Below are 25,830 nucleotides of genomic sequence, written 5' to 3'. Positions count from 1 at the left end.
CGGTTCAAAGACGGGGGGCTTGTTTGCTTCTGCTTCGCCTGATCGAACCAACCGCCCGACGCGAAATCGGAAACGGCGCTTGCCGCCCGCTCTACGGCCCGCCGGGGCCTGTCGATGGCCTTTCAGCGACCCGGCAGCCACGCGCCGGCAAGCCCGGCCCGCCGCTTGGCCGCCGCCCGCTCAGCTCGCCGCGGTCTTGCCCTGGTCTTCTTCCTTCGGCGGCGGCTTGACGAAGAGCCGCGCCGCGACGATCCCCGCCTCGTACAACAGCACGAGCGGCAGCGCGAGCATCAGTTGCGAGAACACGTCGGGCGGCGTCACCACGGCCGCGACGACGAACGCGCCGACGATCACGTACGGCCGGATCTCCTTGAGCTTCTGCACGGTCAGCACGCCCATCCGCACGAGCAGCACGACGACGACCGGCACCTCGAACGTCACCCCGAACGCGACGAACATGCCGAGCACGAAGCTCAGGTAATTGTCGATGTCGGTCGACATCTCGGCGCCGAGCGGCGCGTTGTAGTGCGCCATCACGCGGAAGATCGTCGGAAACACGAGGAAGTACGCGAACGCCATCCCGCACAGGAACAGGAAGTAGCTGCTGCCCACGAGCGGCGCGACGAGCTTCTTCTCGTGCTGGTACAGCCCCGGCGCGACGAACGCCCAGATCTGGTACAGCACGATCGGCAGCGCGATCACGAGCGCGACGAGCATCGTCACCTTCATCGGCACGAAGAACGAGCCGGTGACGTCGGTCACGATCATCTTGCCGCCCTTCGGCAGGTTCTGCATCAGCGGCCGCGCGAGCAGCCGGAAGATGTCGGGCGCCCAGTAGACGAGCCCGAGAAACACGACGATCACCGCCACGCCCGCCCGGATGATGCGGTCACGCAGCTCGACGAGATGGGAGATGAAGGTCTCTTCCGGACCTTCGTCCGGATTGTGCTGGGGGTCGCTCACACCGGCCCTCGGTTGAAATGACTAGCGCGAATCATCGATCAGAAGAAACGCGCGGGACGGCGCAGACTCGCCGGCTGGTGCCGCGCGACGCGCGCGGCGCCCGACTGCACCTGCGTGCGGCGCATCGTTGCGCGCTTATACCAGACGGGCGTCGCCGTCTTCCTCACCCGCCAGTTGCGGCGCTTCGCCGACGCGGCGGCGACGCCGCGCCACGACGGCTCGCCGAACGGCGCAGCCGGGCCGTCCGACGTGTCGGCGGCCGCCGGATCGCCCGGCGACACCGCCGAGTTCCACACGGCGTTGAGATCGCGCTCGTGCTCGCGCAGGTTGTCGTGGATCGTGTTCTCGACGTTGCGCGCGGCCTGCTCGAAATCGCCCTTCATCGAGCGCAGCGCATCGAGCTCGATCTCGCGCGAGACTTCCGCCTTCACGTCGTTGATGTAGCGCTGCGCGCGCCCGAAGAGCGCGCCCGCCGTCCGCGCGACGCGCGGCAGCCGCTCGGGGCCGAGCACGACGAGCGCGACGACGCCGATCAGCGCCATCTTCGAAAGACCGAGGTCGAGCATCGCGGCAGTCCGTCAGCGCGTCTTACGCTTTGTGCGAATCGGACGAGCGCGGCGCGGCTTCCTTCGCGTCGACGTCGACCGATCCCGAGCGCGGCAGCTGCTGCGCGTCAGCGGGGGTCTCGCTCTCCTTCATGCCATCCTTGAAACCCTTGACCGCACTGCCGAGATCGTTGCCGATGTTGCGCAGCTTCTTCGTGCCGAACACCAGCGCGACGATCAGCAACACGATCAGCCAATGCCAAATACTCAATCCGCCCATGATGAAACTCTCCTAAACCTCGCCGGTCTCGCGGCGCAAATCGCCGGCCCCGCGCCGGCTTCGTTCGGATGACGGGCATCCGTCATCTCATCCCATCCGGCGCCACGGACGCGGCCCGGCCAGAATATGCGCGTGCAGGTGATAAACCTCCTGCCCGCCGCCCGGCCCGGTATTGATCACCGTCCGGAACCCGGTTTCGCCGCCCGTATACGCGCAGCCCAGCTGCTCGGCGAGCCGCGCGACGAGAACCATCATTCTACCAAGCAGCGGCGCGTCTTCCTCGGTGACGGCGGACAGCGTCGGCACGTGCTTGCGCGGAATGACGAGCACGTGCGTATCGGCCGCGGGCCGGATGTCCCTGAAGGCAACGAACTCGTCGTCCTCGTGCACCCTCGTGCTCGGGATCTCGCCTGCCGCGATCTTGCAGAACAGGCAGTTCGGGTCATGACTCATCGTGTTCCCCGACGCGTCCCGCAAGGCGTCAGAACCATGCCTGCGGATCGAGCGTCTTGTTGTCGTTCAAGTACAGCCAGCCTTTGATGATACGGTACAGCGTCCAGATCCACACCGCGCCCAGCACGACGAAGCCGATCCCGACGAGCAGCAGCGCGAAGCCGATCAGATACGCGATCAGCGCGCGCCAGAATGTGCGGATCTGCCATTCGAAATGGGCCTGATACGCGGTGCCGAGCGTATCGTCGCGCTTCACGTAGTTGATGATGATCGCGACGATGCCCGTGATGCCGCCCGTCAGCCAGTGAATCGCGTACAGCAGGTAGAGGATGTGCGTCAGCGTGCGCAACGACTGCTGGCGCTCGCTATCGGTCGCGTTCTGGTACGACGGCGGAAATTGGTTCGGCGACTCTGACATGATGCTATTCCCCTTTTGATGACAAATCTTGCGCGGCGTGTGGTCGCATCGGCTCATCCGCCGTTTTCTTCGCGCTCGCGGCGCTTGCGCAGCGCCTTTTCCTCGATGCCCGACAACCCTTCGCGGCGCTCGAGCTCGGCGATCACGTCGGCGGGGCTCAGGTCGAAGTGCGACAGCGCGACGAGGCAGTGGAACCACAGATCCGCGACCTCGCCCACGAGCGCGGACGGCGCGCCGCCCTGGCGCACGTCCTTCGCGGCGAGCACCACTTCGGTCGCTTCCTCGCCGATCTTCTTCAGGACCGCGTCGTCGCCCTTGTGGAAGAGGCGCGACACGTACGATTGCTCGGGGTCGCCGCCCTTGCGGCTGTCGATCACGGCGGCGAGGCGCAGCAGCGTGTCTTCGATCATCGATTGCGTCATTTGTAGATATGTTCGGGATCTTTGAGCACCGGATCGACCGCGACCCATTCGCCGTCGTCGACGGTGCCCTCGAATTTCTGGAAAAAGCACGAGCGCCGGCCGGTGTGGCACGCGATGCCCTCGACCTGCTCGACCTTCAGCAGCACGACGTCCTCGTCGCAGTCGATCCGCACTTCGCGCACGTGCTGCACGTGGCCCGACTCCTCGCCCTTGAACCACAGGCGCTGCCGCGAGCGCGAGTAGTACACCGCGCGCTTCAATTCGATCGTCTTCGCCAGCGCCTCGCGGTTCATCCACGCGAACATCAGCACGTCGTTCGTCGCCGCGTCCTGCGCGATCGCCGGCACGAGGCCGTTCGCGTCCCAGCGGACCTTGTCGAGCCAGTCGCCCGGCTTCAGTGCATCGCTCATCACAACCTCACAGGAATGCCGCGCTCGGCCATGAAGCGCTTCGCCTCGCCGACCGTGTGCTCGCCGTAGTGGAAGATGCTCGCGGCCAGCACCGCGTCCGCGCCGCCTTCGGTGATGCCCGCCGCGAGGTGCTCGAGCGAGCCGACGCCGCCCGACGCGATCACGGGCACGGACACCGCGTCCGACACCGCGCGCGTCAACGCGAGATCGAAGCCCGCCTTCGTGCCGTCGCGGTCCATGCTCGTGAGCAGGATCTCGCCCGCGCCGAGCTCGGCCATCTTGCGCGCCCATTCGACGGCATCGAGGCCCGTGCCCTTGCGGCCGCCGTGCGTGAACACTTCCCAGCGCGGCGCCTCGCCTTCGCCCGACACGCGCTTCGCGTCGATCGCGACGACGATGCACTGCGAGCCGTACTTGTCGGCCGCATCGCGCACGAGCTGCGGATTCGCGACCGCCGCCGAGTTCATGCCGACCTTGTCCGCGCCGGCGTTCAGGAGGCGCCGCACGTCCTCGACCGCGCGCACGCCGCCGCCCACCGTGAGCGGAATGAACACCTGCGACGCGACCGCCTCGATGATCGGCAGGATCAGGTCGCGGCCGTCCGACGTCGCCGTGATGTCGAGGAACGTGAGTTCGTCGGCGCCCTGCTCGTCGTAGCGCCGCGCGATCTCGACGGGATCGCCCGCGTCGCGCAGCTCGACAAAATTGACGCCCTTGACGACGCGCCCGGCGGTCACGTCGAGACAGGGGATGATGCGTTTAGCTAGAGCCATGATGTTGCGCGGCATGCCGCGGGTAATGCCGCCCGCACGCGGCGGACGGCTTGGCGAAAAGGCGTAGTGCCGACGCGGCGCGTCAGGCGTTGTCGAGCTCGCCGTTCAGTTCGTCCGCGCGTTTCTGCGCGGCGGCGAAATCGAGGTCGCCCGAGTAGATCGCCCGGCCGCAGATCACGCCTTCGACACCTTCGTCTTCCACTTTGCAGAGCTTCTCGATGTCGCCGATGTTCGACAGGCCGCCGCTCGCGATCACCGGAATGCCGACCGCCTGCGCGAGCTTCACCGTCGCCTCGATGTTGACGCCTTGCAGCATCCCGTCGCGGCCGATGTCGGTATACACGATCGACTCGACGCCGTAGTCCTCGAACTTCTGCGCGAGGTCGATCACTTCGTGGCCCGTGAGCTTGCTCCAGCCGTCGGTGGCGACCTTGCCGTCCTTCGCGTCGAGGCCGACGATGATGTTGCCCGCGAACGCGCTGCACGCGTCCTGCAGGAAGCCCGGATCCTTCACCGCCGCCGTGCCGATGATCACGTACGACAGCCCGGCGTCCAGATACTTCTCGATCGTCTCGAGGCTGCGGATGCCGCCGCCCAGTTGCACCGGGATTTCGTCGCCGACCTCTCCGAGAATCGCCTCGATCGCCTCGAGATTCTTCGGCTTGCCGGCGAACGCGCCGTTCAGGTCGACGAGATGCAAACGCCGCGCGCCGAGATCGACCCATTTACGGGCCATCGCCGCAGGATCCTCGGAAAAAATCGTCACCTGGTCCATATCGCCTTGTTTGAGGCGCACACACTGACCGTCTTTAAGATCGATGGCCGGAATCAGCAGCATAGCAATCGGGTGTTGTCAGGGAAAAATGAAGAGATCAAAAGGCGCGCGCCGGCCCATCCGGCGCGATGCCGTCTCGCTAGTTTAGTACAACTCTTTCTGCGTAACCGCTCGCAAGGCCCGTGCGGCGGGCGACTTGCGCACGCCGGCTGTGGCTCTCGCGCCACGTTCAAGGGTTCCAATGGACAAAATTCCGGTATAGCCGCAATCCTGCTTCCGCGCTCTTTTCCGGGTGAAATTGGGTCGCGAAGAGGTTGTCGCGCGCGACCGCGGACGTAAAAACGCCGCCGTATTCGGTCTCGCCCGCAATGTGCGCCGGGTTGTCCGGCACCACGTAATAACTGTGCACGAAATAGAAATACGCGTTGTCCGGCACCCCCTCCCATAGCGGGTGCGGCTGCGCCTGGCGCACGCGGTTCCAGCCCATCTGCGGCACCTTGAAGCGCGAGCCGTCGTCCTGCAGCCGGCCTTCGAGCTCGAAGCGCAGCACCTTGCCCGGCAGCAGGCCGAGGCCCTTCGTGTCGCCTTCCGCGCTCCAGTCGAACAGCATCTGCTCGCCGACGCACACGCCGAGGAGCGGCTTCGCGCGCGACGCCTCGATCACCGCCTCCTGCAGCCCAGACTCGCCGAGGCAGCGCATGCAGTCGGGCATCGCCCCCTGGCCCGGCAGCACGACGCGGTCCGCCGCGCGAATCGCCTCGGGCCGGTCGACGATCTTCACGTCGGCGGCGGGTTCCGCCTTCATGAGCGCCTGCGCGACCGAGCGCAGGTTGCCCATTCCATAATCCACAATCGCAATCGAAGTTTTCATGTCAGTGCAGGCAACAATGCCTTCAGTCCATCGACGATGAATTCCACCGCCAGCGCCGACAGCATCAATCCCATCAGACGCGTGACGATGTTGATGCCGGTGCGGCCGATCCAGTGCGCGATCGGCTCGGCGAGCCGCATCGCAATGAAACAGATGAGCGCGAGCGCCGCGCCGATCGCGACGAGCCCGAGCCGGTCGTACCAGTGCCGGGCGTTCGCCGCGTAGACGATCACCGTGCTGATCGAGCCCGGCCCCGTCAGGAGCGGAATCGCGAGCGGCACGACGGCGACGCTGTTCTTCGACTCCGCCTCGTCGCGCTCCTCGGGCGTCGAGCGCGTGTTGCCGATCTGCGCGTTCAGCATCGAGATCGCCATCAGCAGCATGATGATCCCGCCGCCGACCTCCAGCGAACCCACCGAGATCCCGAAGAAATCGATGATCTGCTGGCCGAGCAGCGTCGTCACCGCGATCACGCAGAACACCGAGATCGCCGCGATGCGGATCGTGTGCCGCCGCTCGGCTTCCGCCTGCTGGGCCGTCAGGCTCAGGAAAAACGGCACCGCGCCGAGCGGATTGATCAGCGCGAGCAGGGAAATGAACGATTTGAGCAGATCCATCGCAAGCCGGCGCAGCCGCCGCGGCCAGTGGGGTCGTTTTCGCTCCGGCCGGGAATCAGAGGCTGCCCTTCGTCGACGGGATCTGCCCCGCCGCACGCTCGTCGAGCTCCACCGCCATCCGCAGCGCGCGGCCGAACGCCTTGAACACCGTCTCGAGCTGATGGTGCGCGTTGACGCCGCGCAGGTTGTCGACATGCAGCGTCACGCCCGCATGATTGACGAAGCCGCGGAAGAATTCGATCGACAGGTCGACGTCGAACGTGCCGATCCGCGCGCGCGTGAACGGCACGTGGAATTCGAGGCCCGGACGCCCGGAGAAATCGATCACGACGCGCGACAGCGCCTCGTCGAGCGGCACGTACGAATGCCCGTAGCGGCGGATGCCCTTCTTGTCGCCGATCGCCTTCGCGACGGCCTGGCCGAGCGAGATGCCGACGTCCTCGACGGTATGGTGATCGTCGATATGCGTGTCTCCATGCGCTTCGATGTCGAGATCGACGAGACCATGGCGCGCGATCTGGTCGAGCATATGGTCGAGGAACGGAACGCCGGTCGCGAGCTTCTGCTTGCCGGTGCCGTCGAGGTCGATCTTCACACGGATCTGCGTTTCGCTGGTGTTGCGAACGACTTCCGCCACGCGCATGGTGATTCCTTGAATTGACTGATGTAAATGGGGACGAGAAAGGCGGCGCCCCGGGGTGGCCCGTCAGGGCAGCGCCAGCTGCAGTGCGGCCAGAAGACGCGCGTTTTCTTCGGGAGACCCAACCGTTACGCGCACGCAATTGGCGAGCAATGGGTGCATTTTACTCACGTTTTTGATCAAGACCCGCTCGGTCAAAAGTACGTCGAACACGGCGGCCGCGTCCGGCACACGCACGAGCAGGAAATTGCCGGCGCTCGGGAACACCGTCGCGCCCGGCAGCGCGCCGATCGCACGCGCGAGCCCGGTGCGCGCGTCGCGCAGCTGCGCGGCCTGCGTATCGAGCACGTCGAGACGCTCGAGCAGGAACTCGGCCGCCGCCTGCGTCAGCACGTTCACGTTGTACGGCGGACGCACCTTGTCGAACTGCGCGAGCCACGCGGGCAGCCCGACGAGGTAGCCCAAGCGGATGCCGGCCAGGCCGAGCTTCGACATCGTGCGCATCACGACGACGTTGTCGAACTCCGCCGCGCGCGGCAGCCAGCTGCGCTGCGCGAACGGCTGGTACGCCTCGTCGATCACGACGAGGCTCGCCTCCGCGGCCGCGATGATCCGCTCGACGCCCTCGTCCGGATACAGCGTGCCCGTCGGGTTGTTCGGATAGGCGAGATAGACGAGCGCCGGCCGATGCTCGGCGAGCGCCGCGAGCATCGCGTCGACGTCGAGCGTCAGGTCGGCCGCGAGCGGCACGCCGACGAACTCGAGCTGCGCGAACTTCGCCGACAGCTCGTACATCACGAAACCCGGCACCGGCGCGAGCACCTTCGCGCCCGGCTTCGCGCACGCCATCGCGAGCATGCCGATGATCTCGTCCGAGCCGTTGCCGAGCAGCACGTCGCATGCGGCGGGCACGCCCATCGCGGTGCGCAGCTTGTCGATCAGCACGGCGGGACGCGGCGCCGGATAGCGGTTCAGCGCGACGTGCGCGAGCCGCTCGCCGAGCTCGGCCGCGAGCGGCGCGGGCAGCGAATACGGGTTCTCCATCGCGTCGAGCTTCACGAAGCCCGTCGCATCCGGCACCGGGTAGCTCGTCATCGCGAGCACGTCGCGGCGGATGATGTCTTCTGGCGTAGTCATGGTGGCAACGGCGCACGGCGCCGGCATGGCTCCGGCCAAAGCGCCCTCGCGCGACACATGCGTCGCGCGGGAGCCGCTTCGCCGGGCGGTCTCGGGTTGTCGTCTTTTTGGGCTGGTCTCGTCTCGCGCTTCCGCCGCGCTGGGCTTACCCTTAGCCTTTCTGGCGGTCGCCCGCCCCCTTCATCCGGTACTCGGCGCTCTTCGCGTGCGCCTGCAATCCTTCCCCGTAGGCGAGCTCGGACGCGATCTCGCCGAGCGTGTGCGCGCCTTCGGCGCTCACCTCGATCAGGCTCGAGCGCTTGAAGAAATCGTAGACGCCGAGCGGCGACGAAAAGCGCGCGGTGCGCGACGTCGGCAGCACGTGGTTCGGGCCCGCGCAGTAGTCGCCGAGGCTCTCGCTCGTGTAGCGGCCGAGGAAGATCGCGCCCGCGTGGCGGATCTGCTTGCCCCATTGCTGCGGCTCGAGCGCGGAGATTTCGAGGTGCTCGGGCGCGATGTCGTTCGCGATCTTGCACGCCTCGCTCATGTCGCGCACCTTGACGAGCGCGCCGCGGCCTTCGAGCGACGCGCGGATCACGTCCTGGCGCGGCATCGTCGGCAGCAGCTCGTCGATCGCCTTCTGGACGCGCTCGATGAACGCATCGTCCGGGCACAGCAGGATCGACTGCGCGAGCTCGTCGTGCTCGGCCTGCGAGAACAGGTCCATCGCGACCCACGACGGATCGGTCGTGCCGTCGCACAGCACGAGGATCTCGGACGGCCCGGCGATCATGTCGATGCCGACCGTGCCGAACACGCGGCGCTTCGCCGACGCAACGTACGCGTTGCCCGGGCCGCAGATCTTGTCGACGGCGGGCACCGTCGCCGTGCCGTACGCGAGCGCGGCCACCGCCTGCGCGCCGCCGATCGTGAACACGCGGTCGACGCCGCCCAGGAACGCGGCGGCGAGCACGAGCTCGTTCTTCACGCCGTCCGGCGTCGGCACGACCATCACGATCTCGCCGACGCCCGCGACGCGCGCGGGAATCGCGTTCATCAACACCGACGACGGATACGCCGCCTTGCCGCCCGGCACGTACAGACCGACGCGGTCGAGCGGTGTGACCTTCTGGCCGAGCACGGTGCCGTCGGCTTCCGTGTACTGCCAGCTGTGGCTGCCGCACTCGATCTTCTGCTTCTCGTGGTAGCCGCGCACGCGCGCCGCCGCCGCCTCCAGCGCCGCGCGGCGCTTCGGCTCGAGGCTTTCGAGCGCCGCCTCCAGCGCGTCCTGCGGCAGCTCGAGCGCCGCGACGCTGTCCGCGTTCAGCCGGTCGAAGCGGTTCGTGTAGTCGAGCACCGCGGCGTCGCCGCGCGCCTTCACGTCCGCGAGGATCTGCGCGACCGAACGCTCGATCGCGTCGTCTTCGCTCGCCTCGAACGCGAGCACCGCGCGCAATTCGGCCGCGAATCCTTCGCTTGCCGAATCGAGTTTGCGAATCTTGATAGCCATGCTGTCATCCGTTCCGGTAATGCGCCGAAAACCGCAAGGGTCAGACTCCGCTCCGCTGCGACGCGCGTTCGAACGCGTCGAGGAACGGCTTCAGCGCGGCGCGCTTCAGCTTCAGCGCGGCCTGGTTCACGACGAGGCGCGACGAGATCGGCATGATCTCCTCGACCTCGACCAGATTGTTCGCCTTCAGCGTGCCGCCCGAGCTGACGAGGTCGACGATCGCGTCGGCCAGGCCCACGAGCGGCGCCAGCTCCATCGAGCCGTACAGCTTGATCAGATCGACGTGCACGCCCTTCGCGGCGAAGTGCTCGCGGGCGGTCTCGACGTATTTCGTCGCGACGCGCAGCCGCGCGCCCTGGCGCACCGCGTTCGCGTAGTCGAAGCCCGCCGGCACCGCAACCGACATCCGGCAGCGCGCGATGTTCAGATCGATCGGCTGGTACAGCCCGCCGCCGCCGTGCTCGAGCAGCACGTCCTTGCCGGCGACGCCGAAGTCGGCTGCGCCGTACTCGACGTAGGTCGGCACGTCGGTCGCACGCACGACGATCACGCGCAGGTTCGGGTCGGTGGTCGGCAGGATCAGCTTGCGCGACGTCTCCGGATCCTCGGCGACCGTCACGCCCGCCGCCGCGAGGAGCGGCACGGTCTCCTCGAAGATACGCCCTTTCGACAGCGCCAGCGTCAGCGGTGCGGTCATGCTTCGCTCCCTGAAATGCGGCGCACGTTCGCGCCGACGGCCGTCAGCTTCGTTTCCATCCGGTCGTAGCCGCGGTCCAAATGATAGATGCGGTCGACGAGCGTCTCGCCTTCCGCGCAAAGGCCAGCGATCACGAGGCTCGCCGATGCGCGCAGGTCGGTCGCCATCACGTTCGCGCCGGACAGCTTGGGCACGCCCGTGACGAGCGCCGTGTTGCCGTCGACCGCGATGCTCGCGCCGAGGCGGTTCAGCTCCTGCACGTGCATGAAGCGGTTCTCGAAAATCGTCTCGATCACCTGCGCGGAGCCGTCCGCGACCGCGTTCAGCGCCATGAACTGCGCCTGCATGTCGGTCGGGAACGCCGGGTATTCGGACGTGCGGATCGCGACCGCGCCCGGCCGGCGGTCCATCTTCACGCGCAGCCGGTCGCCGCCCTCCTCGATCGTCACGCCCGCTTCGCGCAGCTTGTCGATCACCGCGTCGAGGATCTGCGCGCGCATGCCGGTCAACGTCACGTCGCCGCCCGCCGCCGCGACCGCGCACAGGAACGTGCCCGCCTCGATCCGGTCCGGGATCACCGCATGCGTCGCGCCGTGCAGCCTGTCGACACCCTGGATCACGAGCCGGTCGGTGCTGATCCCGTCGATCTTCGCGCCCATCGCGACGAGCAGGTGCGCGAGATCCGACACTTCGGGCTCGCGCGCGGCGTTCTCGATCACCGTCTCGCCGTCCGCGAGCGTCGCCGCCATCAGCAGGTTCTCGGTGCCCGTCACGGTGACCATGTCGGTCACGATCCGCGCACCCTTCAGGCGCTTCGCGCGCGCCTCGATGTAGCCGTGCTCGATGTGGATCTCGGCGCCCATCGCCTGCAGGCCCTTGATGTGCTGGTCGACGGGCCGCGCGCCGATCGCGCAGCCGCCCGGCAGCGATACCTTCGCGTAGCCGAAGCGCGCAAGCAGCGGGCCGAGCACGAGGATCGACGCGCGCATCGTCTTCACGAGCTCGTACGGCGCAACCGGATTGTCGACGCGCGACGCGTCGAGCACCACGCGCGCGCCGTCCGTCTCCTCGCGCATGCCCATCTGGTCGAGCAGCTTGAGCGTCGTGCGCACGTCCTTCAGGTTCGGCACGTTGTCGAGATGGACGGGCTCGGCGGTCAAGAGACCCGCGCAGAGGATCGGCAGCGCGGCGTTCTTCGCGCCCGACACGGCGATCTCGCCCGCCAAGCGGCGGCCGCCCTCGATCACGAGCTTGTCCGTTGCGTGCGCGTGCGCATCCCGATTGCCGGCCGGGGTTGCCGTGGCGACGCGTTCGACGGCGTCGCGTTCGTTGACGGTGACTTGCACTGACTGTTTCCGGTTATGCGTTCTGCCATTCGGCGGGCGTCAGCGTCTTCATGCTGAGCGCGTGGATTTCCTGCTTCATGCGGTCGCCGAGCGCCGCATAGACGAGCTGATGCCGCTGGATCGGCCGCTTGCCCTCGAATGCGGGCGAGACGATCGTCGCGAAGAAGTGCTGGCCGTCGCCTTCGACTTCCAGATGAGTGCAGGCAAGGCCCGCCTCGATGTATTGCTTGACCAGTTCGGGAGTCGGCAACATGAAATGCTCCTGTCAGTACGCGCCGGGCCGCCCGACGTGAATCGACGCGCGCCCACGGGCGGCGGCGAACGCAGCGAGCGGCGATCGTTTCATATCAATGACGCAGTTTGTAGCCGGTGGCGAGGAGCCGCATCGCGATCAACGCGAGCAACACGAAGAACCCGGCGACGACCGCGAGGCTTGCGAGCGGATCCACGTCGGCGACGCCGAAGAACCCGTAGCGGAAGCCGTCGATCATGTAGAAAAACGGATTGAGCCGCGACACTTCGCGCCACACGGGCGGCAGCGAGTGCGTCGAATAGAACACGCCCGACAGGAACGTGAGCGGCATGATGAGGAAGTTCTGGAACGCGGCGAGCTGATCGAACTTCTCGGCCCAGATCCCCGCGATCAGGCCGAGCGTGCCGAGGATCGCCGAGCCGAACAGCGCGAACGCGATGATGTAGAACGGCGCGGCGAAGCTCATCGGAATGAACCAGGCCGTGACGACGAACACGCCCGCGCCGACCGCGAGCCCGCGCACGACGGACGCGAGCACGTACGCGCCGAAGATGTCCGCGTGCGACAGCGGCGGCAGCAGCATGAACACGAGGTTGCCCGTGATCTTCGACTGGATCAGCGACGACGAGCTGTTCGCGAACGCGTTCTGCAGCACGCTCATCATCACGAGGCCGGGCACGAGGAAGCTCACGTACGCGACGCCCGGATACACCTCGACGCGGCCCGTGAGCGCGTGGCCGAAGATCGTCAGATAGAGGAGCGCCGTGACGACGGGCGCGAGCACCGTCTGGAACGACACCTTCCAGAACCGCAGAATTTCCTTGTAGAACAGCGTGCGAAACCCGCTCATGCCAACCCCTCGATCACATCGGCGCCGTTCATCACCTGCACGAACACATCCTCCAGATCGGCCTTGCGGATCTCGATCTCATCGAAGCCGCAGCCGGCCGCGCGGCACAGCGACAGGATCCGCTCGACCTCGTCGTAATCGGTGAGCCGCAGCAGATGCTCGGGCGCGGCGGCCGGCGCGGGCTCGGCTTCGAGCGCGCGCAGCTCGGCGGGCAGCGCGCCATGCGACAGCCGCACGAACAGTTGCAGCCCCGAGAAACGCTGAAGCAGCGCGCGCGTGTGGTCGAGCGCGACGACTTCGCCGCGCCTGAGCATCGCGATGCGATCGCAGAGCGATTCCGCTTCTTCGAGATAGTGGGTCGTCAGCACGATCGTGTGGCCCTCGCGGTTCAGCCGCGAGATGAACTTCCACAGCGTCTGGCGCAGCTCGACGTCGACGCCCGCCGTCGGCTCGTCGAGCACGATCACGGGCGGCCGGTGCACGAGCGCCTGCGCGACGAGCACGCGCCGCTTCATCCCGCCCGACAGCGCGCGCATGTTCGCATCGGCCTTTTCGGTGAGATCGAGGTTCGCCATCACTTCGTCGATCCAGTCGTCGTTGCGGTGCAGTCCGAAATAGCCGGACTGGATCCGCAGCGTCTCGCGAACCGTGAAGAACGGATCGAACACCAGTTCCTGCGGAACGACGCCGAGCGCGCGCCGCGCCGCCCGGAAATCCTTGACGACGTCGTGGCCGCGCACGGTGACGGTGCCTTCGTCGGCGCGCGCGAGGCCGGCGAGAATGCTGATGAGTGTGGTCTTGCCTGCGCCGTTCGGGCCGAGCAGACCGAAAAACTCGCCTTCCTCGACCGACAGGCTGACGCCCTTGAGCGCCTGAAGCGACTTGTAGCGCTTCTTGACGTGACGGATTTCTATGGCTGACATGACTGAGCGCGGCACGACGGCCGCGACGCCTTCTTTATGCTCGATGCGAATGGGGAAATGGGGACCGTTCGGCAGTCCCGCAAAACGGTTGATTATAGGGCAAACCGGCGAGGCCGGCCGGCGCGGGGAACCCGGAGCCGGAACCCTGGAGCGCAAGCCCGTTATCGGCGTGAACGGGCCATAGGCCCGCGGGCGGCGTGGCAGCCGGCGGCGGGCCCGGACGCGAGCGTCAATGTCGCCCGGAGAGAAGCGTGTCGATGCCGTACGCCTGCGCAAGACTCGCAAGCTTCGGCGGCAGATTGAGGATGTCGAGCGTCACGCCGCGCGCACGCGCGGCGCGCTGCCAGGCGAGCAGCACCGCGAGCGCCGACGAATCGAATTGCGCGAGCGCCCCGCAATCGACGGCCGTCGCGCCCGCGTCGATGCGCGCGAGCCCCTCCGCGAGCGCGGCCTTCGCGCTCGCGTGGGTCAGCGTCGCACCGGAGTCGAAGCGGCTCACGATGCCTGCTTGCCCGAGGCAAGCTGCTGGTTGCGCTCGGTCAGGAACTGGATCAGACCGTCGACGCCGCTTTGCTGGATCTTCTCGTTGAACTGCTGCTGGTAGGTCTGGATCAGCCATGCGCCCAGCACGTTCAGGTCATACACGCGCCAGCCCTGCGCCGTCTTGTACAGGCGATAGTCGATCTGCACCGGCTGGCCGTTGTTCATCGCAACCGTGCGCACGACGACGTCGGTCGCATCCGCATCGGCGCGGAACGGCGGGTACTGGATCTGCTGATCCGGCTTCAACTGAGCGAGCGCGCCCGAATACGTGCGGATCAGCAACTGCTTGAACTGCTCGATCACCTGCTGCTGCTGCGCGGGCGTCGCGGTGCGCCAGTTGCGGCCCATCGCGAGCTGCGTCGTGCGGCGGAAATCGGTGTACGGCAGGATGTCCTTGTTGACGATCGTGATGATGCGGGCGGTATCGCCCTGCTTGATCGTCTGCGTGCGCACTTCGTCGAGCACCTGCTGCGTCGCGGACTTGATGAGCGCCTGCGGATTCGACTGGTCGACTTCCGCGTGCGCGGCTGCCGCGCCGAACGAGAACAGCGCAGCAAAGACGGGGATCAGAAACAGTTTCTTCATAGGTATGACCTGCTTATGTGAGTCGATGCCTGACTTGGAACCGTCGACGGCGGCGCAAGTTCGCGCCGGCCGCCGTCAGAATCGTTTCCGGCTGTAACGAATGTAAGTGCCGGATCAGTGCAGCCGGATGCTCGGGAAGCGGATGCCGCCCGGCGACGGCGGCACGACCTGCTGCGCGGGCACGTTGGTCGCGCTGCTCGGGTTCGGCGCCGCGGCCGATGCGGGCGCTGCCGCTGCCGATGCCGGGGCCGCGCCGGAAGCCGCAGCCGGTGCGGAAGCCGCAGCCGCGCCGCTCGCGGGCGCCGCGGCGCCCTCTTCCGGCATCTCGTAATTCGGCGGCGGCGCTTCGTTGCCGTAATTCGGCAGGTTCGACTGCGCGGCCGTGCCGCCGCCGATCAGCGCCTGGCGGCGCTGCAGGTACGCGTTGCGCACGAACGAATACTTGTCGATCGCGGCCGCCTCGAGCACATCGCCCGCGCCGAGCAGATTCGCGCGCGTGTTGACGAGGTTCAGGCCGAACAGGCCCCAGCTCACGCTGTCGGGCCGCACGTAGGTGAGCGGATTGCCGGCATAGTCGACGGCAAGACCCGCCGTGTCGCGCATGGTGCTCGGGCCGAGCAGCGGCAGCACGAGGTACGGGCCGCTCGGCACGCCGTAGTGGCCGAGCGTGATGCCGAAGTCGTTCGCATGCTTCGGCAGGTTCGCGAGCGTCGCGACGTCGAACAGGCCGCCGACGCCGAACACCGTGTTGATCACGACCCGCATGATGTCGCCGACGCCGTCGGCGATCTTCAGCTGCACGAGGTTGTTCGCCGCGATGTAGACGTCGCCGATGTTCGAGAAGAAGTTCGTCACGCTGTCGCGCATCGGCTGCGGCACCGCCCATTGATAGCCGCGCGCGACGGGCTTGAGCGCGTACTGGTCAACCTTGTCGTTGAACGTGTACATCGTCCGGTTGAAGCCTTCGAACGGATCGCCCTTCGTCGGCGTCTGCACGGTCGCGCAACCGCTCAATGCCGCGGCCGCCGTGATCGCCAGCACCGCCTGGCTGATGCGGATCGTCTGCATGATGTTCTTCCCCTCGTTTCTTCTGTCGTGTTCCGCTAGCGCGACGTTCATTGCGCCGCCGCGCCCGACGCAGCCGGCGCAGGCGCCCCCGACGCCGCGGCGGCCGGCTTCGCGCCGCCCGCGTCCGCGGCCTTGCTGTACAGGAACTGGCCGATCAGGTTCTCGAGCACGATCGCCGATTGCGTCATCGTGATCGTGTCGCCCGCCTTCAGCATTTCCGTGTCGCCGCCCGGCTCGAGGCCGATGTACTGCTCGCCGAGCAGGCCCGACGTCAGGATCTTCGCCGACGAATCCTTCGGAAACTGATACTGCTTGTCGAGATCGATCGTGACGAGCGCCTGGTAGGTGTTCGTGTCGAAGCCGATCGAGCCGACGCGGCCGACGACGACGCCCGCGCTCTTCACGGGCGCGCGCGGCTTCAGGCCGCCGATGTTGTCGAACTTCAGCTTGACCGCGTAAGTCGGCTGAAACGACAGCGAACTCATGTTGCCGACCTTCAGCGCGAGGAACAGCAACGCGAGAAAGCCCAACACTACGAAGAGGCCGACCCAGAAGTCGAGAGCAGTCTTTTTCATCGTCATCCCAGAAAAGGCTTAGCTGAACATCAACGCGGTCAGCAGGAAATCGAGGCCGAGTACGGCGAGCGATGCGTACACGACAGTCTTGGTCGTCGCGTGCGACACGCCCTCGGGCGTCGGCTTCGCTTCGTAACCCTGAAACAATGCGATAAACGTGACGGCGAAGCCGAACACGACGCTCTTCAGCACGCCGTTGCCGACGTCGGCCCACACTTCGACGCCGCCTTGCATCTGCGACCAGAACGCGCCGGGGTCGACGCCGATCAGCAGCACGCCGACGACGTAGCCGCCGAGCACGCCGACCGCGCTGAAGATCGCGGCGAGGAGCGGCATCGCGATGACGCCCGCCCACATGCGCGGCGCGATCACGTTCTTGAGCGGGTCGACCGCCATCATCTCGAGCGCGGTGAGCTGCTCGCCCGCCTTCATGAGGCCGATCTCGGCCGTGAGCGACGTGCCCGCGCGGCCCGCGAACAGGAGCGCCGACACGACGGGGCCGAGCTCGCGCACGAGCGACAGCGCGACGAGGAGGCCGAGCGCCTGCTCGGAGCCGTAGCGGTTCAGCGTGTAGTAGCCCTGCAGGCCGAGCACGAAGCCGACGAAGAGGCCCGACACGGCGATGATCACGAACGAATAATTGCCGAGGAAGTGGACCTGCTTCGTGACGAGCCGCGGCCGCCTCAGCAGCGAGAAGAACTCGAGCACGACGCGCACGAACATCCGGGTCGCGTAGCCCGTGCGCTCGAGTCCGCCGAGCACGAAACGACCGATCGCGCTGATCATCTGCGCCCTCCGCCAAGGCCGAAATCCGCCGCGAGCGGCTGGCTCATGTAGTGAAATTTGAACGGGCCGTCCGGCGCGCCGTCGATGAACTGGCGCACGCTCGGATCGGTCGACGCCCGAAGCTCGTCGGGCGTGCCCTCGGCGAGGACGCCGCCGTTCGCGAGGAAGTAGACGTAGTCGGCGATCGCGAACGACTCCGGCACGTCGTGCGTGACGAGGATCGACGTCGCGCCGAGCGCGTGGTTCAGCGTGCGGATCAGGTTCGCGGTGATGCCGAGCGAAATCGGATCGAGGCCCGCGAACGGCTCGTCGTACATGATGAGCTGCGGATCGAGCGCGATCGCGCGCGCGAGCGCGATGCGCCGCGCCATCCCGCCCGACACCTCGGACGGCATCAGGTTGCGCGCGCCGCGCAGGCCCACCGCGTTGAGCTTCATCAGCACGAGATCGCGGATCAGGTCTTCCGGCAGGTTCGTGTGCTCGCGCAGCGCGAATGCGACGTTGTCGAACACCGACATGTCGGTGAAGAGCGCGCCGAACTGGAACAGCATGCCCATCTTTCGGCGCAGCGCGTACAGGCCGTCGCGCGTCTGCGCGCCGACGTCGGCGCCGTCGAACAGCACCTGGCCGCGGCGCGCGCGCACGAGGCCGCCGATCAGGCGCAGCACGGTGGTCTTGCCGCAGCCGGAACCGCCCATCACCGCGACCACCTGGCCGCGCGCGAAGCGCATGTTCAGGTTCGACAGGACGAGACGCTCGCCGTAGCCGAAAGCGACGTCGCGAAGCTCTAGCAGGGACTCGGAGGAGGAGCTCACGGAGCTGACAATCCTTATACGCAGAACGCCGAATTATAGGGCCTGCATCCGAATGATGTCGTGAAGGCCTCTCAGGCGTTCCAGTCAGAGATTGTCAAATTATCGTCCGAATATTTGCTGCATCGCAATGATCGCCGCCCGATAGTCGGCTGCGGCCGTGATCGCGCTGACGACGGCCGCGCTGCCGACGCCCGCCGCCAGCACGGCGCCGAGCGTGTCGACGGTGATTCCGCCGATCGCGACGAGCGGCGCCTGCGGCCCCGCGAAGCGCGCGTAGCGCGCGAGCCGCGCCAAGCCCTGCGGCGGCGCGGCGACCGCCTTCGTCGCGGTCGCGAACACCGGGCCGAGCGCGAGGTAGCTCGCCTTCACCTGCAGCGCGACGAGCATTTCGTAATATCCGTGGCTCGACAGCCCGAGCCGCGCGCCGGCCTGCGCGATCGCCGCGAGATCGGCGGTCTCGAGGTCTTCCTGGCCGAGGTGGACGCCGTACGCGCCCGCGTCGAGCGCGAGCCGCCAGTGATCGTTGATGAACACGCGCGCGTCCGGATGACGGCGGCCCGCGGCGACGGCCCGCTCGATTTCCGCGCGCAGCGCGTCGGGCGACGCATCCTTCACGCGCAGCTGCACCGTCTTCACGCCGCAGTCGAGCACCCGCTCGACCCATTCGGCGCTCGGCAGCACCGGATACAGGCCGAGCCGCTGCGGGCACGCCGGGAACGCGGGCTCGGGCGACGCGGCCGCATCGAGCGCGCGCGGAAAGCGTGCCGGATCGACGGGCCAGGGATCGTCGCCGCGCGCCTCGTCGCCGTCGCGCCACGCGAGCGCGAGCACGAGCGCGTCGGGCGCCGCAAAGCCGCAATCGAGGAACGCGGCGAGCGCGGCGATCCAGTCTTCGGCGAGCGGCGCGCGCGCGGCGAGCGCATGGCGCGCCGCGCCGGCGTACAGCGTCGCCGACGTGTCGTCGATGACGATCGCCTCCGCGCCCGCCGCAGTCAGCCGCGCGAGATGCGCGGCGTCGGCATCGGCGTCGCCCGCGGTCGCGACCCACAGGTCGCCCGCGCGCGGCCGCTCGGGCGGCGCGAGGCAGATCCGCGAGCGCGCCGCGGGCTGCGGCCACACGCCGAGCGTCGCGCGAATCCGCTCGGCGGCCTCGGTGAGCTCGTCGGCGGGCGGCCAGAACGCGTCGGGCAGCGCGGCGCTCATGCGTGGCTCCCGTCCTGATGCCAGAACGGCATCCCGACGACGGGCGTGCTCGCGTGCGCGGTCTCGCGCGCGTCCATCGGCCCGGCCAGGTACGCGGCGCGCCCCGCCTCGACGCCCTGCGCGAACGCGCGCGCCATGATCTCCGGATGCGTCGCCTGCGACACGGCGGTGTTGAGCAGCACGCCGTCGAAGCCCCACTCCATCACCTGGCACGCGTGCGACGGCACGCCGAGCCCCGCGTCGACGATGAGCGGCACGTCCGGCAGCCGCTCGCGCAGCACCCGCAGCCCGTACGGGTTCACGACGCCCTTGCCGGTGCCGATCGGCGCGCCCCACGGCATCAGCGCCTCGCAGCCCGCGTCGAGCAGGCGCCGGCCGATCACGAGATCCTCGGTGCAGTACGGCAGCACCTTGAAGCCGTCCTTCACGAGCAGCGTCGCCGCCTCGATGAGGCCGACCGGGTCCGGCTGCAGCGTGTAGTCGTCGCCGATCAGCTCGAGCTTGATCCAGTCGGTCTCGAACACTTCGCGCGCCATCTGCGCGGTCGTCACCGCCTCGGCGACCGTCTGGCAGCCGGCCGTGTTCGGCAACAGCGGCACGTCGTGGCGCTTGAGCAGTTCGAAGAAGCCGGCCTCGGCCGCGCCGGCGTTCATCTGGCGCCGCAGCGCGACCGTCACCATGCCCGGCCGCGCGGCCGCGATCGAATCGGACAGCGACTGCAGCGACGGATAGCGCGACGTGCCGAGCAGCACGCGGCTTGCGAAGGTTGTGCCGTGGAGCGTGAGCGTGTCGGCGGAAGAAAGAGGCGTCATCGGAAGATCCTGTGGGAACGGGTGCGGGGACGAAGCCGGCGCGTCAACGCGTCAGCCGCCTGCGACCGGATGCACGATGTCGAGCTTGTCGCCCGCGGCGAGCGCGCGTGCCGCGTGCTGCGTGCGCGCGACGAACGCGCCGTTGATCGCGACCGCGAACGGCGGCTGCGCGCCGTATGCGGCGAGCGCATCGGCGACCGTCGCGCCGTCGGGCAGCGAAAGCGTCTGTTGATTGATCTGGATGTCCATGATGCTGTCGATATCGATTGATCGGATCGGCGGGCCGCGCTTCACGCGGGCGCGTGCGCCGCGCCGTGCTGCAGCAGCGCCGGCCAGCGCGCATCGTGCCGCCACGCGGCGAACGTGTCGGCATCCTTCACCGTACGCTCGATGAGCGCGCCTGCGAAGCGGGCCGCGGTGTCGGCGACTTCCGGCGCGATCATGAAGCCGTGCCGGTACAGGCCGTTGACCGCGAGCGTCGCGCCGCCGTCCCAGACGAGCGCCGGGCGATGGTCGGGCAGCGTCGGCCGGCATTGTGCATTCAGCTCGAGGATGCGCGCCTCGCCGAACGCCGGATGCACCGAGAACGCGGCGCTCAGCAGCTCGAGCGCCGAGCGTACGCTGACGGGCGACATGTCCTCGCCTTCGATCTCGGTCGCGCCGATCACGTAGAGATCGTTCTCCTTCGGCGCGACGTAGAGCGGATAGCGCGGATGCAGAAGCCGCACGGGGCGCGTGAGGCCGATGCCCGGCGCGTGCACGCGCGCGACCTCGCCGCGGATCCCGCGCAGCGTCGGCATCTGCGCCTTCGCGCCGAGCCCGCGGCAGTCGATCGTGATGCGCGCGGCGGGCGCCGCCTGCGGCTCGATTGCGGCGTTCCAGTGCGCGTCGACGCCTCGCTCGGCAAGGCCCGCGGCGAGCGCGCGCAGCACCTGGCGGTTGTCGAGCTGGCCTTCGCGCGGCAGCAGGAGGCCGTGCGCGAAGCGCCCGGCGAGCGCCGGCTCGGCCGCGTCGACCTGTGCGCCCGCGAGCGCGACGAGGCCGCCGTCGAGCAGCTCGGCGCTCGCGTTCGCGCGCACGCGGCGCTCGAAGAGCGGCGCTTCCGCGCGGTCCGCGTGATGCCAGACGACGAGCGTGCCGTTGCGCTGGAAGAACACGGGCTCGGGCAGCTCGGCGAGCCAGCTCGGCCACAGGTCGAACGACGCGACGCCGAGATCGGTGATGAAGCGCTCGGCGCTCGCCGCTTCGGCGACCGGCGCGAGCATCGCCGCCGCGACCCAAGCGGCGGAGCCCGAGCCCGCCGCATCGCCGCGCTCGTAGAGCGCGACGCGGTGACCGGCGCCCGCGAGGCGCCACGCGATCAGGCGGCCGACGAGGCCGCCGCCCAGCACCGCGAAATCGGGTTCAGACGCGCGCAGGTTCATCGCATCCGCCTGTCGTGTTCGTCACCAAGAGACGGCCCGAAAGGCGGGCCGGGGAAGCCGCCGCGGCCGACGGCTCGCAGCGAAGCAAAAGAACTGAAGATTGCACGGTCATCGATACCTTCCGTCACGCGCGAAGATGCGCACCCAAAAGGACGAAACCGGCGACTGAGGCCGGCCGGAACCATGCGGCGCGCAGCTCGACAAAGCGACGGCGGCGGGCGCGGCCCGGCGGGATCGGAAACTTCCCGCGCCGGTATTACCCGGATCGGGTGCGAAGGGTCTCTCTCAGCCTCGCCGCGCATCCGGCCTGCCGATCGGCAGGGCCGAGGCGCGCGAAGCACCCCTGTTTCGTCGACGGCCATTAGACCATAAAAGCGGAAACCGCCGCAAACCTCGCACTGCGGCAAATTCGCCTGCCGCACTGCGGCGCTGGCACAATGCCCGCTGGGCGCGGCGCACGAGCGGTATCGCGGCGGCGCGCCCATGTCGCTCCCGGCGTTAAGCGCCGTTTAAGGCATGCTCGCCAGAATCCGCGGCACGAGCGCCGCGCGGCGGCGCCGAACGGGCGCGCCGGGCGCGGCGCAGCCGTCCGCCCGGCGTCGCCGGCCCCACATCAGGAAGCTCATGACTCAATCGATGCAAGCCCTCGCCCCCGTTCCGGACGACCCGTCGCGACATCCGTCTCCGATATCCACGTGGAGCCTCATCAAGCCCTATTGGGTTTCCGAAGAGTGGAAGGTCGCGTGGGGACTGCTCATCACGATCGTCGCGATCAACCTGACGCTCGTGTGGATCAACGTGCGGATCAACTCGTGGAGCGCGTCGTTCTACAACGCGCTGCAATCGAAGGACGTGCGCGACTTCCCGAGCCTGCTGATCACGTTCGCGGTGCTCGCGTTCGCGTTCATCATCCTCGCGGTGTACAGCCTCTACCTGCGGCAGATGCTCGGCTTCCGCTGGCGCCAGTGGCTGACGACGCGCTTCCTGCACGAATGGCTCGGCGACCGCAACTTCTACCGGATCGAGCGCGACCGGCTCGCCGACAACCCCGACCAGCGGATCGCCGACGACCTGCAGTCGCTCGCGTCGACGACGCTGTCGCTGTCGCTCGACCTGCTGTCGACGGTCGTCACGCTGATCTCGTTCGCGACGATCCTCTGGTCGATCGCCGGCGCGGCGACGATCACGCTCGGCGGCCACGCGATCACGATCCCGGGCTACATGGTGTGGGTCGCGATGATCTACGCGATCGCCGGCTCGTACGTGATGCACCGCTTCGGCCATCCGCTCGTGTCGATCAACTATCAGCAGCAGCGCGTCGAGGCGGACTTCCGCTTCAGCCTGATCCGCATCCGCGAGAACGCCGAGCAGATCGCGTTCTACGACGGCGAGCCCGTCGAGACCGCGCACGAGCAGAACCTGTTCCAGCGAATCCGCGAGAACTGGTGGCGCGTGATGCGCTACACGAAGCGCCTCACGTTCGTGCTGAACTTCTACGCGCAGCTCGCGAGCCTCTTTCCGATCGCGGTCGCCGCGCCCCGCTACTTCGCGGGCGCGTTCACGTTCGGCGTGCTGATTCAGATCAGCCGTGCGTTCAGCACCGTCAGCGACTCGTTCTCGTGGTTCATCAACAGTTACGGCACGCTCGCCGAATGGCGCGCGACCGTCAACCGTCTGCGCGAATTCAAGCGCGTGATGGGCGCGTCGCACCTGAAGGAAGCGATGTCGCCCGCGACCGAGCACGGCGGCATCAACCTGCACTACGTCGACACGGCCGAAATCACGACGTCGGGCCTGAAGCTCGCGCTGCCGAACGGCGCGGCGCTCGCGTCGATCGGCGACGTCGCGATCCAGCCCGGCTCGCGCTGGCTCGTGCGCGGGCCGTCCGGCTCCGGCAAGAGCACGCTGATGCGCGCGCTCGCGGGCCTCTGGCCGTTCGGCGACGGCGCGATCGACGCGCCCGTCGACGCGCGGATGATGTTCGTCCCGCAGCAGAGCTATCTGCCGATCGGCACGCTGAAGGCGGCGCTCGCGTATCCGTCGGCCGTCGACACGTTCAGCGACGACGCATGCCGCGACGCGCTGCGCGCATGCGGTCTCAGCGACTATGCCGAGCGGCTCGGCGAGACCGGCCACTGGACGCGCATCCTGTCGCCCGGCGAGCAGCAGCGTCTCGCGGGCGCGCGCGTGCTGCTGCACAAGCCCGACTACCTGTTCCTCGACGAAGCGACGAGCGCGCTCGACGCCGACAACGAAGCGCGCCTCTACCGGCTCTTCGACGAGCGGCTGCCGAAGGCGGCGATCGTCAGCATCGCGCACCGCGAATCGGTCGCGTCGTTCCATGAGCAGACGCTCGACGTGCGCCGCGACGAAGCGAGGGTCGCCGCGTGAGCGACGCGCATTCTCGCGTCGTGCTGATCACGGGCTCGGGGATCGGCGCGGCGCTCATCGCATTTCTGCGCTCCGATGGCGCGCCACGTCACCGGACAGGTGATTCGCGTCGACGGCGGCCTGACGCCCGGTTGAACGCATCGTCCGATTAACGGACCGGTTCGGCCGGCATCGGCATCGGCATCGGCATCGGCATCGGCATCGGCATCGGCATCGGCATCGGCATCGGCATCGGCATCGGCATCGGCATCGGCATCGGCATCGGCATCGGCATCGGCATCGGCATCGGCATCGGCATCGGCATCGGCATCGGCATCGGCATCGGCATCGGCATCGGCATCGGCATCGGTGTCGGCGTCCGCTGTCCGCCGTCAACGCATGATGCGCGACGCGCGCCCCATGCTACGCGCGCCCCCCATTGCAATTTTTTCTGCCGTCACAGCCCCCGTACAATGGCCCGCGTCGCGCGCGACGCGGGCGCGACGACGACAACGGCGGAGCGAGAGGAGCGGCGCGCATGCAGGCATTCCAGTGGTTCCACGAGCTGTCGGCACGCGAGCGGCGCACGCTCTACGCCGTCGACGCGTTCGACTTCATGATCTATTCGTTCCTGATCCCGTCGCTGATCGCCGCGTGGGGGATGTCGAAAAGCGAAGCGGGGATGATCGCGACGAGTTCGCTGATCTCGTCCGCCGTCGGCGGCTGGCTAGCCGGCATCCTCGCCGACCGCTACGGCCGCGTGCGCGTGCTGCAATGGACGATCGCGACGTTCGCGCTGTTCACGTTCCTGTCCGGCTACACACACTCGTTCTGGCAGCTGCTCGCGACGCGCACGCTGCAAGGCTTCGGCTTCGGCGGCGAATGGTCGGTCGTCACGATCATGATGGCCGAGACGATCCGCTCATCAGAGCATCGCGCGAAGGCGGTGGGCACCGTGCAGAGCAGCTGGTCGTTCGGCTGGGCCGCCGCCGCCGTGCTGTACTGGGCGTTCTTCGCGCTGCTGCCCGAGCAATACGCATGGCGCGCGTGCTTCTGGATCGGCATCGTTCCCGCGCTGTGGATCCTCTACATTCGCCGCAACGTGAGCGATCCAGACATCTACGTCGCTGCGCGCCGCGCGCGCGAGCGCGGCATCGACCGCGCGCACTTCCTGCAGATCTTCGACCGCGCGCACCTGAGGACAACGCTGTTCGGCAGCGCGCTCTGCACCGGCATGCTCGGCGGGTACTACGCGATCACGACGTGGTTGCCGACCTATCTGAAGACGGTCCGGCATCTGTCGGTGTTCAACACGAGCGGCTATCTGATCGTGCTGATCGTCGGGTCGTTCGTCGGCTATCTCGTCGGCGCGTGCCTGTCCGACCGGATCGGGCGGCGCGCGTCGTTCGTCCTGTTCGCGGCCGGCTCGTTCTCGCTCGGGATGGCGTACACGATGCTGCCGATCACCGACGCCGCAATGCTGCTGCTCGGCTTTCCGCTCGGCATCGTCGTGCAGGGCATCTTCGCGGGCGTCGGCGCATACTTGTCCGAGCTGTATCCGGGTGCGATCCGCGGCTCCGGCCAAGGCTTCTGCTACAACCTCGGCCGCGGAATTGGCTCGTTCTTTCCGATTCTCGTCGGCTCGCTGTCGCAATCGATGTCGCTCGTGAAGGCGATCGGCCTCGTCGCGGGCAGCGGCTATCTGCTCGTGATCGTCGCGGCGCTCGTGCTGCCGGAGACGAAGGGCAAGTCGCTCGTCGAGCACGCCGAGGCCGCGCGCTGACCGC

32 protein-coding genes and 1 riboswitch are annotated in these 25,830 nt (G+C 67.9%); of the genes, 2 read left to right on the top strand and 30 right to left on the bottom strand.

What is annotated here, in order from left to right:
- Positions 1-180 precede the first annotated feature (180 nt).
- The 29 genes from tatC to BG90_RS09280 form a co-directional block, all read right to left on the bottom strand.
- Positions 181-963, bottom strand: coding sequence for a twin-arginine translocase subunit TatC (tatC, locus tag BG90_RS09420; protein WP_010106852.1), 783 nt, complete (start codon positions 961-963; stop codon positions 181-183).
- A gap of 38 nt (positions 964-1,001) precedes the next feature.
- Complete coding sequence (gene tatB / locus BG90_RS09415) at positions 1,002-1,529, bottom strand: Sec-independent protein translocase protein TatB (protein WP_010117244.1); 528 nt, start codon at positions 1,527-1,529, stop codon at positions 1,002-1,004.
- A gap of 22 nt (positions 1,530-1,551) precedes the next feature.
- Positions 1,552-1,788 carry a Sec-independent protein translocase subunit TatA gene (gene tatA, locus BG90_RS09410; RefSeq protein WP_010106854.1) on the bottom strand — a complete coding sequence of 79 codons (237 nt, stop codon included), beginning with the start codon at positions 1,786-1,788 and terminating at the stop codon, positions 1,552-1,554.
- Positions 1,789-1,875: 87 nt separating this feature from the next.
- Positions 1,876-2,241 carry a histidine triad nucleotide-binding protein gene (locus BG90_RS09405; protein ID WP_010106855.1) on the bottom strand — a complete coding sequence of 122 codons (366 nt, stop codon included), beginning with the start codon at positions 2,239-2,241 and terminating at the stop codon, positions 1,876-1,878.
- Between the two features lie 28 nt (positions 2,242-2,269).
- Positions 2,270-2,659, bottom strand: coding sequence for a DUF4870 family protein (locus BG90_RS09400; protein ID WP_010106856.1), 390 nt, complete (start codon positions 2,657-2,659; stop codon positions 2,270-2,272).
- A gap of 53 nt (positions 2,660-2,712) precedes the next feature.
- A complete protein-coding gene (locus BG90_RS09395) occupies positions 2,713-3,081 on the bottom strand; it encodes a phosphoribosyl-ATP diphosphatase (protein ID WP_010106857.1) in 369 nt (122 codons plus the stop codon).
- The gene (gene hisI / locus BG90_RS09390) at positions 3,078-3,491 is read right to left on the bottom strand and encodes a phosphoribosyl-AMP cyclohydrolase (protein WP_010106859.1); all 414 of its coding nucleotides are present in this window, start codon (positions 3,489-3,491) and stop codon (positions 3,078-3,080) included. Before hisI ends, BG90_RS09395 begins: the two co-directional genes overlap by 4 nt.
- The gene (gene hisF, locus BG90_RS09385; protein WP_010106861.1) at positions 3,491-4,264 is read right to left on the bottom strand and encodes an imidazole glycerol phosphate synthase subunit HisF; all 774 of its coding nucleotides are present in this window, start codon (positions 4,262-4,264) and stop codon (positions 3,491-3,493) included. Before hisF ends, hisI begins: the two co-directional genes overlap by 1 nt.
- 82 nt (positions 4,265-4,346) lie before the next feature.
- Positions 4,347-5,102 (bottom strand): 1-(5-phosphoribosyl)-5-[(5-phosphoribosylamino)methylideneamino]imidazole-4-carboxamide isomerase, encoded by a 756-nt coding sequence (gene hisA, locus BG90_RS09380; protein WP_010106863.1) that lies wholly within the window; start codon positions 5,100-5,102, stop codon positions 4,347-4,349.
- Positions 5,103-5,268: 166 nt separating this feature from the next.
- A complete protein-coding gene (gene hisH / locus BG90_RS09375) occupies positions 5,269-5,910 on the bottom strand; it encodes an imidazole glycerol phosphate synthase subunit HisH (protein ID WP_010106865.1) in 642 nt (213 codons plus the stop codon).
- Positions 5,907-6,527 (bottom strand): YchE family NAAT transporter, encoded by a 621-nt coding sequence (locus BG90_RS09370; protein ID WP_010106867.1) that lies wholly within the window; start codon positions 6,525-6,527, stop codon positions 5,907-5,909. The genes hisH and BG90_RS09370 overlap by 4 nt, the downstream gene beginning before the upstream one ends.
- 55 nt (positions 6,528-6,582) lie before the next feature.
- Positions 6,583-7,170, bottom strand: a complete 588-nt coding sequence (gene hisB / locus BG90_RS09365) for an imidazoleglycerol-phosphate dehydratase HisB (RefSeq protein WP_010106868.1) — start codon at positions 7,168-7,170, stop codon at positions 6,583-6,585.
- A 63-nt stretch (positions 7,171-7,233) separates the two neighbouring features.
- Positions 7,234-8,304 (bottom strand): histidinol-phosphate transaminase, encoded by a 1,071-nt coding sequence (gene hisC / locus BG90_RS09360; protein ID WP_010106870.1) that lies wholly within the window; start codon positions 8,302-8,304, stop codon positions 7,234-7,236.
- Positions 8,305-8,455: 151 nt separating this feature from the next.
- Complete coding sequence (hisD, locus tag BG90_RS09355) at positions 8,456-9,793, bottom strand: histidinol dehydrogenase (protein WP_010106871.1); 1,338 nt, start codon at positions 9,791-9,793, stop codon at positions 8,456-8,458.
- A 40-nt stretch (positions 9,794-9,833) separates the two neighbouring features.
- On the bottom strand, positions 9,834-10,490 hold the full coding sequence (gene hisG, locus BG90_RS09350) for an ATP phosphoribosyltransferase (RefSeq protein WP_010106872.1): 657 nt from the start codon (positions 10,488-10,490) through the stop codon (positions 9,834-9,836).
- Positions 10,487-11,836: a UDP-N-acetylglucosamine 1-carboxyvinyltransferase gene (gene murA, locus BG90_RS09345; RefSeq protein ID WP_010117245.1), complete on the bottom strand. Its 1,350-nt coding sequence runs from the start codon at positions 11,834-11,836 to the stop codon at positions 10,487-10,489. The genes hisG and murA overlap by 4 nt, the downstream gene beginning before the upstream one ends.
- Positions 11,837-11,849: 13 nt before the next feature.
- On the bottom strand, positions 11,850-12,089 hold the full coding sequence (locus tag BG90_RS09340; protein WP_006029348.1) for a BolA family protein: 240 nt from the start codon (positions 12,087-12,089) through the stop codon (positions 11,850-11,852).
- A gap of 94 nt (positions 12,090-12,183) precedes the next feature.
- Positions 12,184-12,939: an ABC transporter permease gene (locus tag BG90_RS09335; RefSeq protein ID WP_010117247.1), complete on the bottom strand. Its 756-nt coding sequence runs from the start codon at positions 12,937-12,939 to the stop codon at positions 12,184-12,186.
- Entirely contained in the window at positions 12,936-13,862 is a 927-nt protein-coding gene (locus BG90_RS09330) for an ABC transporter ATP-binding protein (RefSeq protein ID WP_010106878.1), read from the bottom strand. Before BG90_RS09330 ends, BG90_RS09335 begins: the two co-directional genes overlap by 4 nt.
- Positions 13,863-14,091: 229 nt before the next feature.
- A complete protein-coding gene (locus BG90_RS09325) occupies positions 14,092-14,361 on the bottom strand; it encodes an STAS domain-containing protein (RefSeq protein ID WP_010106879.1) in 270 nt (89 codons plus the stop codon).
- Positions 14,358-14,990, bottom strand: a complete 633-nt coding sequence (locus tag BG90_RS09320) for an MlaC/ttg2D family ABC transporter substrate-binding protein (protein WP_010106880.1) — start codon at positions 14,988-14,990, stop codon at positions 14,358-14,360. Before BG90_RS09320 ends, BG90_RS09325 begins: the two co-directional genes overlap by 4 nt.
- Before the next feature lie 114 nt (positions 14,991-15,104).
- Positions 15,105-16,058, bottom strand: a complete 954-nt coding sequence (locus BG90_RS09315; RefSeq protein WP_010117250.1) for an MlaA family lipoprotein — start codon at positions 16,056-16,058, stop codon at positions 15,105-15,107.
- Positions 16,059-16,105: 47 nt separating this feature from the next.
- The gene (gene mlaD, locus BG90_RS09310) at positions 16,106-16,639 is read right to left on the bottom strand and encodes an outer membrane lipid asymmetry maintenance protein MlaD (protein ID WP_010117253.1); all 534 of its coding nucleotides are present in this window, start codon (positions 16,637-16,639) and stop codon (positions 16,106-16,108) included.
- 12 nt (positions 16,640-16,651) lie between these two features.
- Positions 16,652-17,419 carry a lipid asymmetry maintenance ABC transporter permease subunit MlaE gene (mlaE, locus tag BG90_RS09305; RefSeq protein ID WP_010106886.1) on the bottom strand — a complete coding sequence of 256 codons (768 nt, stop codon included), beginning with the start codon at positions 17,417-17,419 and terminating at the stop codon, positions 16,652-16,654.
- Positions 17,416-18,234 (bottom strand): ABC transporter ATP-binding protein, encoded by an 819-nt coding sequence (locus tag BG90_RS09300; protein WP_010106887.1) that lies wholly within the window; start codon positions 18,232-18,234, stop codon positions 17,416-17,418. The genes mlaE and BG90_RS09300 overlap by 4 nt, the downstream gene beginning before the upstream one ends.
- Positions 18,235-18,333: 99 nt before the next feature.
- The gene (gene thiE, locus BG90_RS32350; protein ID WP_010117255.1) at positions 18,334-19,437 is read right to left on the bottom strand and encodes a thiamine phosphate synthase; all 1,104 of its coding nucleotides are present in this window, start codon (positions 19,435-19,437) and stop codon (positions 18,334-18,336) included.
- Complete coding sequence (locus tag BG90_RS09290) at positions 19,434-20,249, bottom strand: thiazole synthase (protein ID WP_010117258.1); 816 nt, start codon at positions 20,247-20,249, stop codon at positions 19,434-19,436. The genes thiE and BG90_RS09290 overlap by 4 nt, the downstream gene beginning before the upstream one ends.
- A gap of 51 nt (positions 20,250-20,300) precedes the next feature.
- On the bottom strand, positions 20,301-20,498 hold the full coding sequence (thiS, locus tag BG90_RS09285) for a sulfur carrier protein ThiS (protein WP_010106892.1): 198 nt from the start codon (positions 20,496-20,498) through the stop codon (positions 20,301-20,303).
- A gap of 41 nt (positions 20,499-20,539) precedes the next feature.
- Positions 20,540-21,673, bottom strand: coding sequence for an FAD-dependent oxidoreductase (locus tag BG90_RS09280; protein WP_010117260.1), 1,134 nt, complete (start codon positions 21,671-21,673; stop codon positions 20,540-20,542).
- Positions 21,674-21,898: 225 nt separating this feature from the next.
- Positions 21,899-22,028: riboswitch (TPP riboswitch) on the bottom strand.
- A gap of 269 nt (positions 22,029-22,297) precedes the next feature.
- Between BG90_RS09280 and BG90_RS09275 the strand changes: the two genes are divergently transcribed.
- On the top strand, positions 22,298-24,064 hold the full coding sequence (locus tag BG90_RS09275; protein ID WP_025990025.1) for an ABC transporter ATP-binding protein/permease: 1,767 nt from the start codon (positions 22,298-22,300) through the stop codon (positions 24,062-24,064).
- A gap of 148 nt (positions 24,065-24,212) precedes the next feature.
- Here BG90_RS09275 and BG90_RS36965 read toward each other — a convergent pair whose 3' ends face one another.
- Positions 24,213-24,404, bottom strand: coding sequence for a hypothetical protein (locus tag BG90_RS36965; RefSeq protein ID WP_158335890.1), 192 nt, complete (start codon positions 24,402-24,404; stop codon positions 24,213-24,215).
- 177 nt (positions 24,405-24,581) lie between these two features.
- Between BG90_RS36965 and BG90_RS09265 the strand changes: the two genes are divergently transcribed.
- A complete protein-coding gene (locus tag BG90_RS09265; RefSeq protein WP_010117268.1) occupies positions 24,582-25,826 on the top strand; it encodes an MFS transporter in 1,245 nt (414 codons plus the stop codon).
- The last annotated feature ends 4 nt before the right edge of the window (positions 25,827-25,830 follow it).

Source organism: Burkholderia oklahomensis C6786, assembly GCF_000959365.1.
GTDB lineage: Bacteria > Pseudomonadota > Gammaproteobacteria > Burkholderiales > Burkholderiaceae > Burkholderia > Burkholderia oklahomensis.
The sequence above is the reverse complement of the archived record's forward strand: the minus strand, read 5'-3'. Positions and strand labels throughout refer to the sequence as shown.

What these genes read in the sequence shown, in the direction of transcription:
- tatB (WP_010117244.1), bottom strand. Translation starts at nt 1,529, where the DNA reads ATGCTCGACCTCGGTCTTTCGAAGATGGCGCTGATCGGCGTCGTCGCG.
- tatA (WP_010106854.1), bottom strand. Translation starts at nt 1,788, where the DNA reads ATGGGCGGATTGAGTATTTGGCATTGGCTGATCGTGTTGCTGATCGTC.
- BG90_RS09405 (WP_010106855.1), bottom strand. Translation starts at nt 2,241, where the DNA reads ATGAGTCATGACCCGAACTGCCTGTTCTGCAAGATCGCGGCAGGCGAG.
- BG90_RS09400 (WP_010106856.1), bottom strand. Translation starts at nt 2,659, where the DNA reads ATGTCAGAGTCGCCGAACCAATTTCCGCCGTCGTACCAGAACGCGACC.
- BG90_RS09395 (WP_010106857.1), bottom strand. Translation starts at nt 3,081, where the DNA reads ATGACGCAATCGATGATCGAAGACACGCTGCTGCGCCTCGCCGCCGTG.
- hisI (WP_010106859.1), bottom strand. Translation starts at nt 3,491, where the DNA reads ATGAGCGATGCACTGAAGCCGGGCGACTGGCTCGACAAGGTCCGCTGG.
- hisF (WP_010106861.1), bottom strand. Translation starts at nt 4,264, where the DNA reads ATGGCTCTAGCTAAACGCATCATCCCCTGTCTCGACGTGACCGCCGGG.
- hisA (WP_010106863.1), bottom strand. Translation starts at nt 5,102, where the DNA reads ATGCTGCTGATTCCGGCCATCGATCTTAAAGACGGTCAGTGTGTGCGC.
- hisH (WP_010106865.1), bottom strand. Translation starts at nt 5,910, where the DNA reads ATGAAAACTTCGATTGCGATTGTGGATTATGGAATGGGCAACCTGCGC.
- BG90_RS09370 (WP_010106867.1), bottom strand. Translation starts at nt 6,527, where the DNA reads ATGGATCTGCTCAAATCGTTCATTTCCCTGCTCGCGCTGATCAATCCG.
- hisB (WP_010106868.1), bottom strand. Translation starts at nt 7,170, where the DNA reads ATGCGCGTGGCGGAAGTCGTTCGCAACACCAGCGAAACGCAGATCCGT.
- hisC (WP_010106870.1), bottom strand. Translation starts at nt 8,304, where the DNA reads ATGACTACGCCAGAAGACATCATCCGCCGCGACGTGCTCGCGATGACG.
- hisD (WP_010106871.1), bottom strand. Translation starts at nt 9,793, where the DNA reads ATGGCTATCAAGATTCGCAAACTCGATTCGGCAAGCGAAGGATTCGCG.
- hisG (WP_010106872.1), bottom strand. Translation starts at nt 10,490, where the DNA reads ATGACCGCACCGCTGACGCTGGCGCTGTCGAAAGGGCGTATCTTCGAG.
- BG90_RS09340 (WP_006029348.1), bottom strand. Translation starts at nt 12,089, where the DNA reads ATGTTGCCGACTCCCGAACTGGTCAAGCAATACATCGAGGCGGGCCTT.
- BG90_RS09335 (WP_010117247.1), bottom strand. Translation starts at nt 12,939, where the DNA reads ATGAGCGGGTTTCGCACGCTGTTCTACAAGGAAATTCTGCGGTTCTGG.
- BG90_RS09330 (WP_010106878.1), bottom strand. Translation starts at nt 13,862, where the DNA reads ATGTCAGCCATAGAAATCCGTCACGTCAAGAAGCGCTACAAGTCGCTT.
- BG90_RS09320 (WP_010106880.1), bottom strand. Translation starts at nt 14,990, where the DNA reads ATGAAGAAACTGTTTCTGATCCCCGTCTTTGCTGCGCTGTTCTCGTTC.
- BG90_RS09315 (WP_010117250.1), bottom strand. Translation starts at nt 16,058, where the DNA reads ATGCAGACGATCCGCATCAGCCAGGCGGTGCTGGCGATCACGGCGGCC.
- mlaD (WP_010117253.1), bottom strand. Translation starts at nt 16,639, where the DNA reads ATGACGATGAAAAAGACTGCTCTCGACTTCTGGGTCGGCCTCTTCGTA.
- mlaE (WP_010106886.1), bottom strand. Translation starts at nt 17,419, where the DNA reads ATGATCAGCGCGATCGGTCGTTTCGTGCTCGGCGGACTCGAGCGCACG.
- thiE (WP_010117255.1), bottom strand. Translation starts at nt 19,437, where the DNA reads ATGAGCGCCGCGCTGCCCGACGCGTTCTGGCCGCCCGCCGACGAGCTC.
- BG90_RS09290 (WP_010117258.1), bottom strand. Translation starts at nt 20,249, where the DNA reads ATGACGCCTCTTTCTTCCGCCGACACGCTCACGCTCCACGGCACAACC.
- thiS (WP_010106892.1), bottom strand. Translation starts at nt 20,498, where the DNA reads ATGGACATCCAGATCAATCAACAGACGCTTTCGCTGCCCGACGGCGCG.
- BG90_RS09280 (WP_010117260.1), bottom strand. Translation starts at nt 21,673, where the DNA reads ATGAACCTGCGCGCGTCTGAACCCGATTTCGCGGTGCTGGGCGGCGGC.
- BG90_RS09275 (WP_025990025.1), top strand. Translation starts at nt 22,298, where the DNA reads ATGACTCAATCGATGCAAGCCCTCGCCCCCGTTCCGGACGACCCGTCG.
- BG90_RS36965 (WP_158335890.1), bottom strand. Translation starts at nt 24,404, where the DNA reads ATGCCGATGCCGATGCCGATGCCGATGCCGATGCCGATGCCGATGCCG.
- BG90_RS09265 (WP_010117268.1), top strand. Translation starts at nt 24,582, where the DNA reads ATGCAGGCATTCCAGTGGTTCCACGAGCTGTCGGCACGCGAGCGGCGC.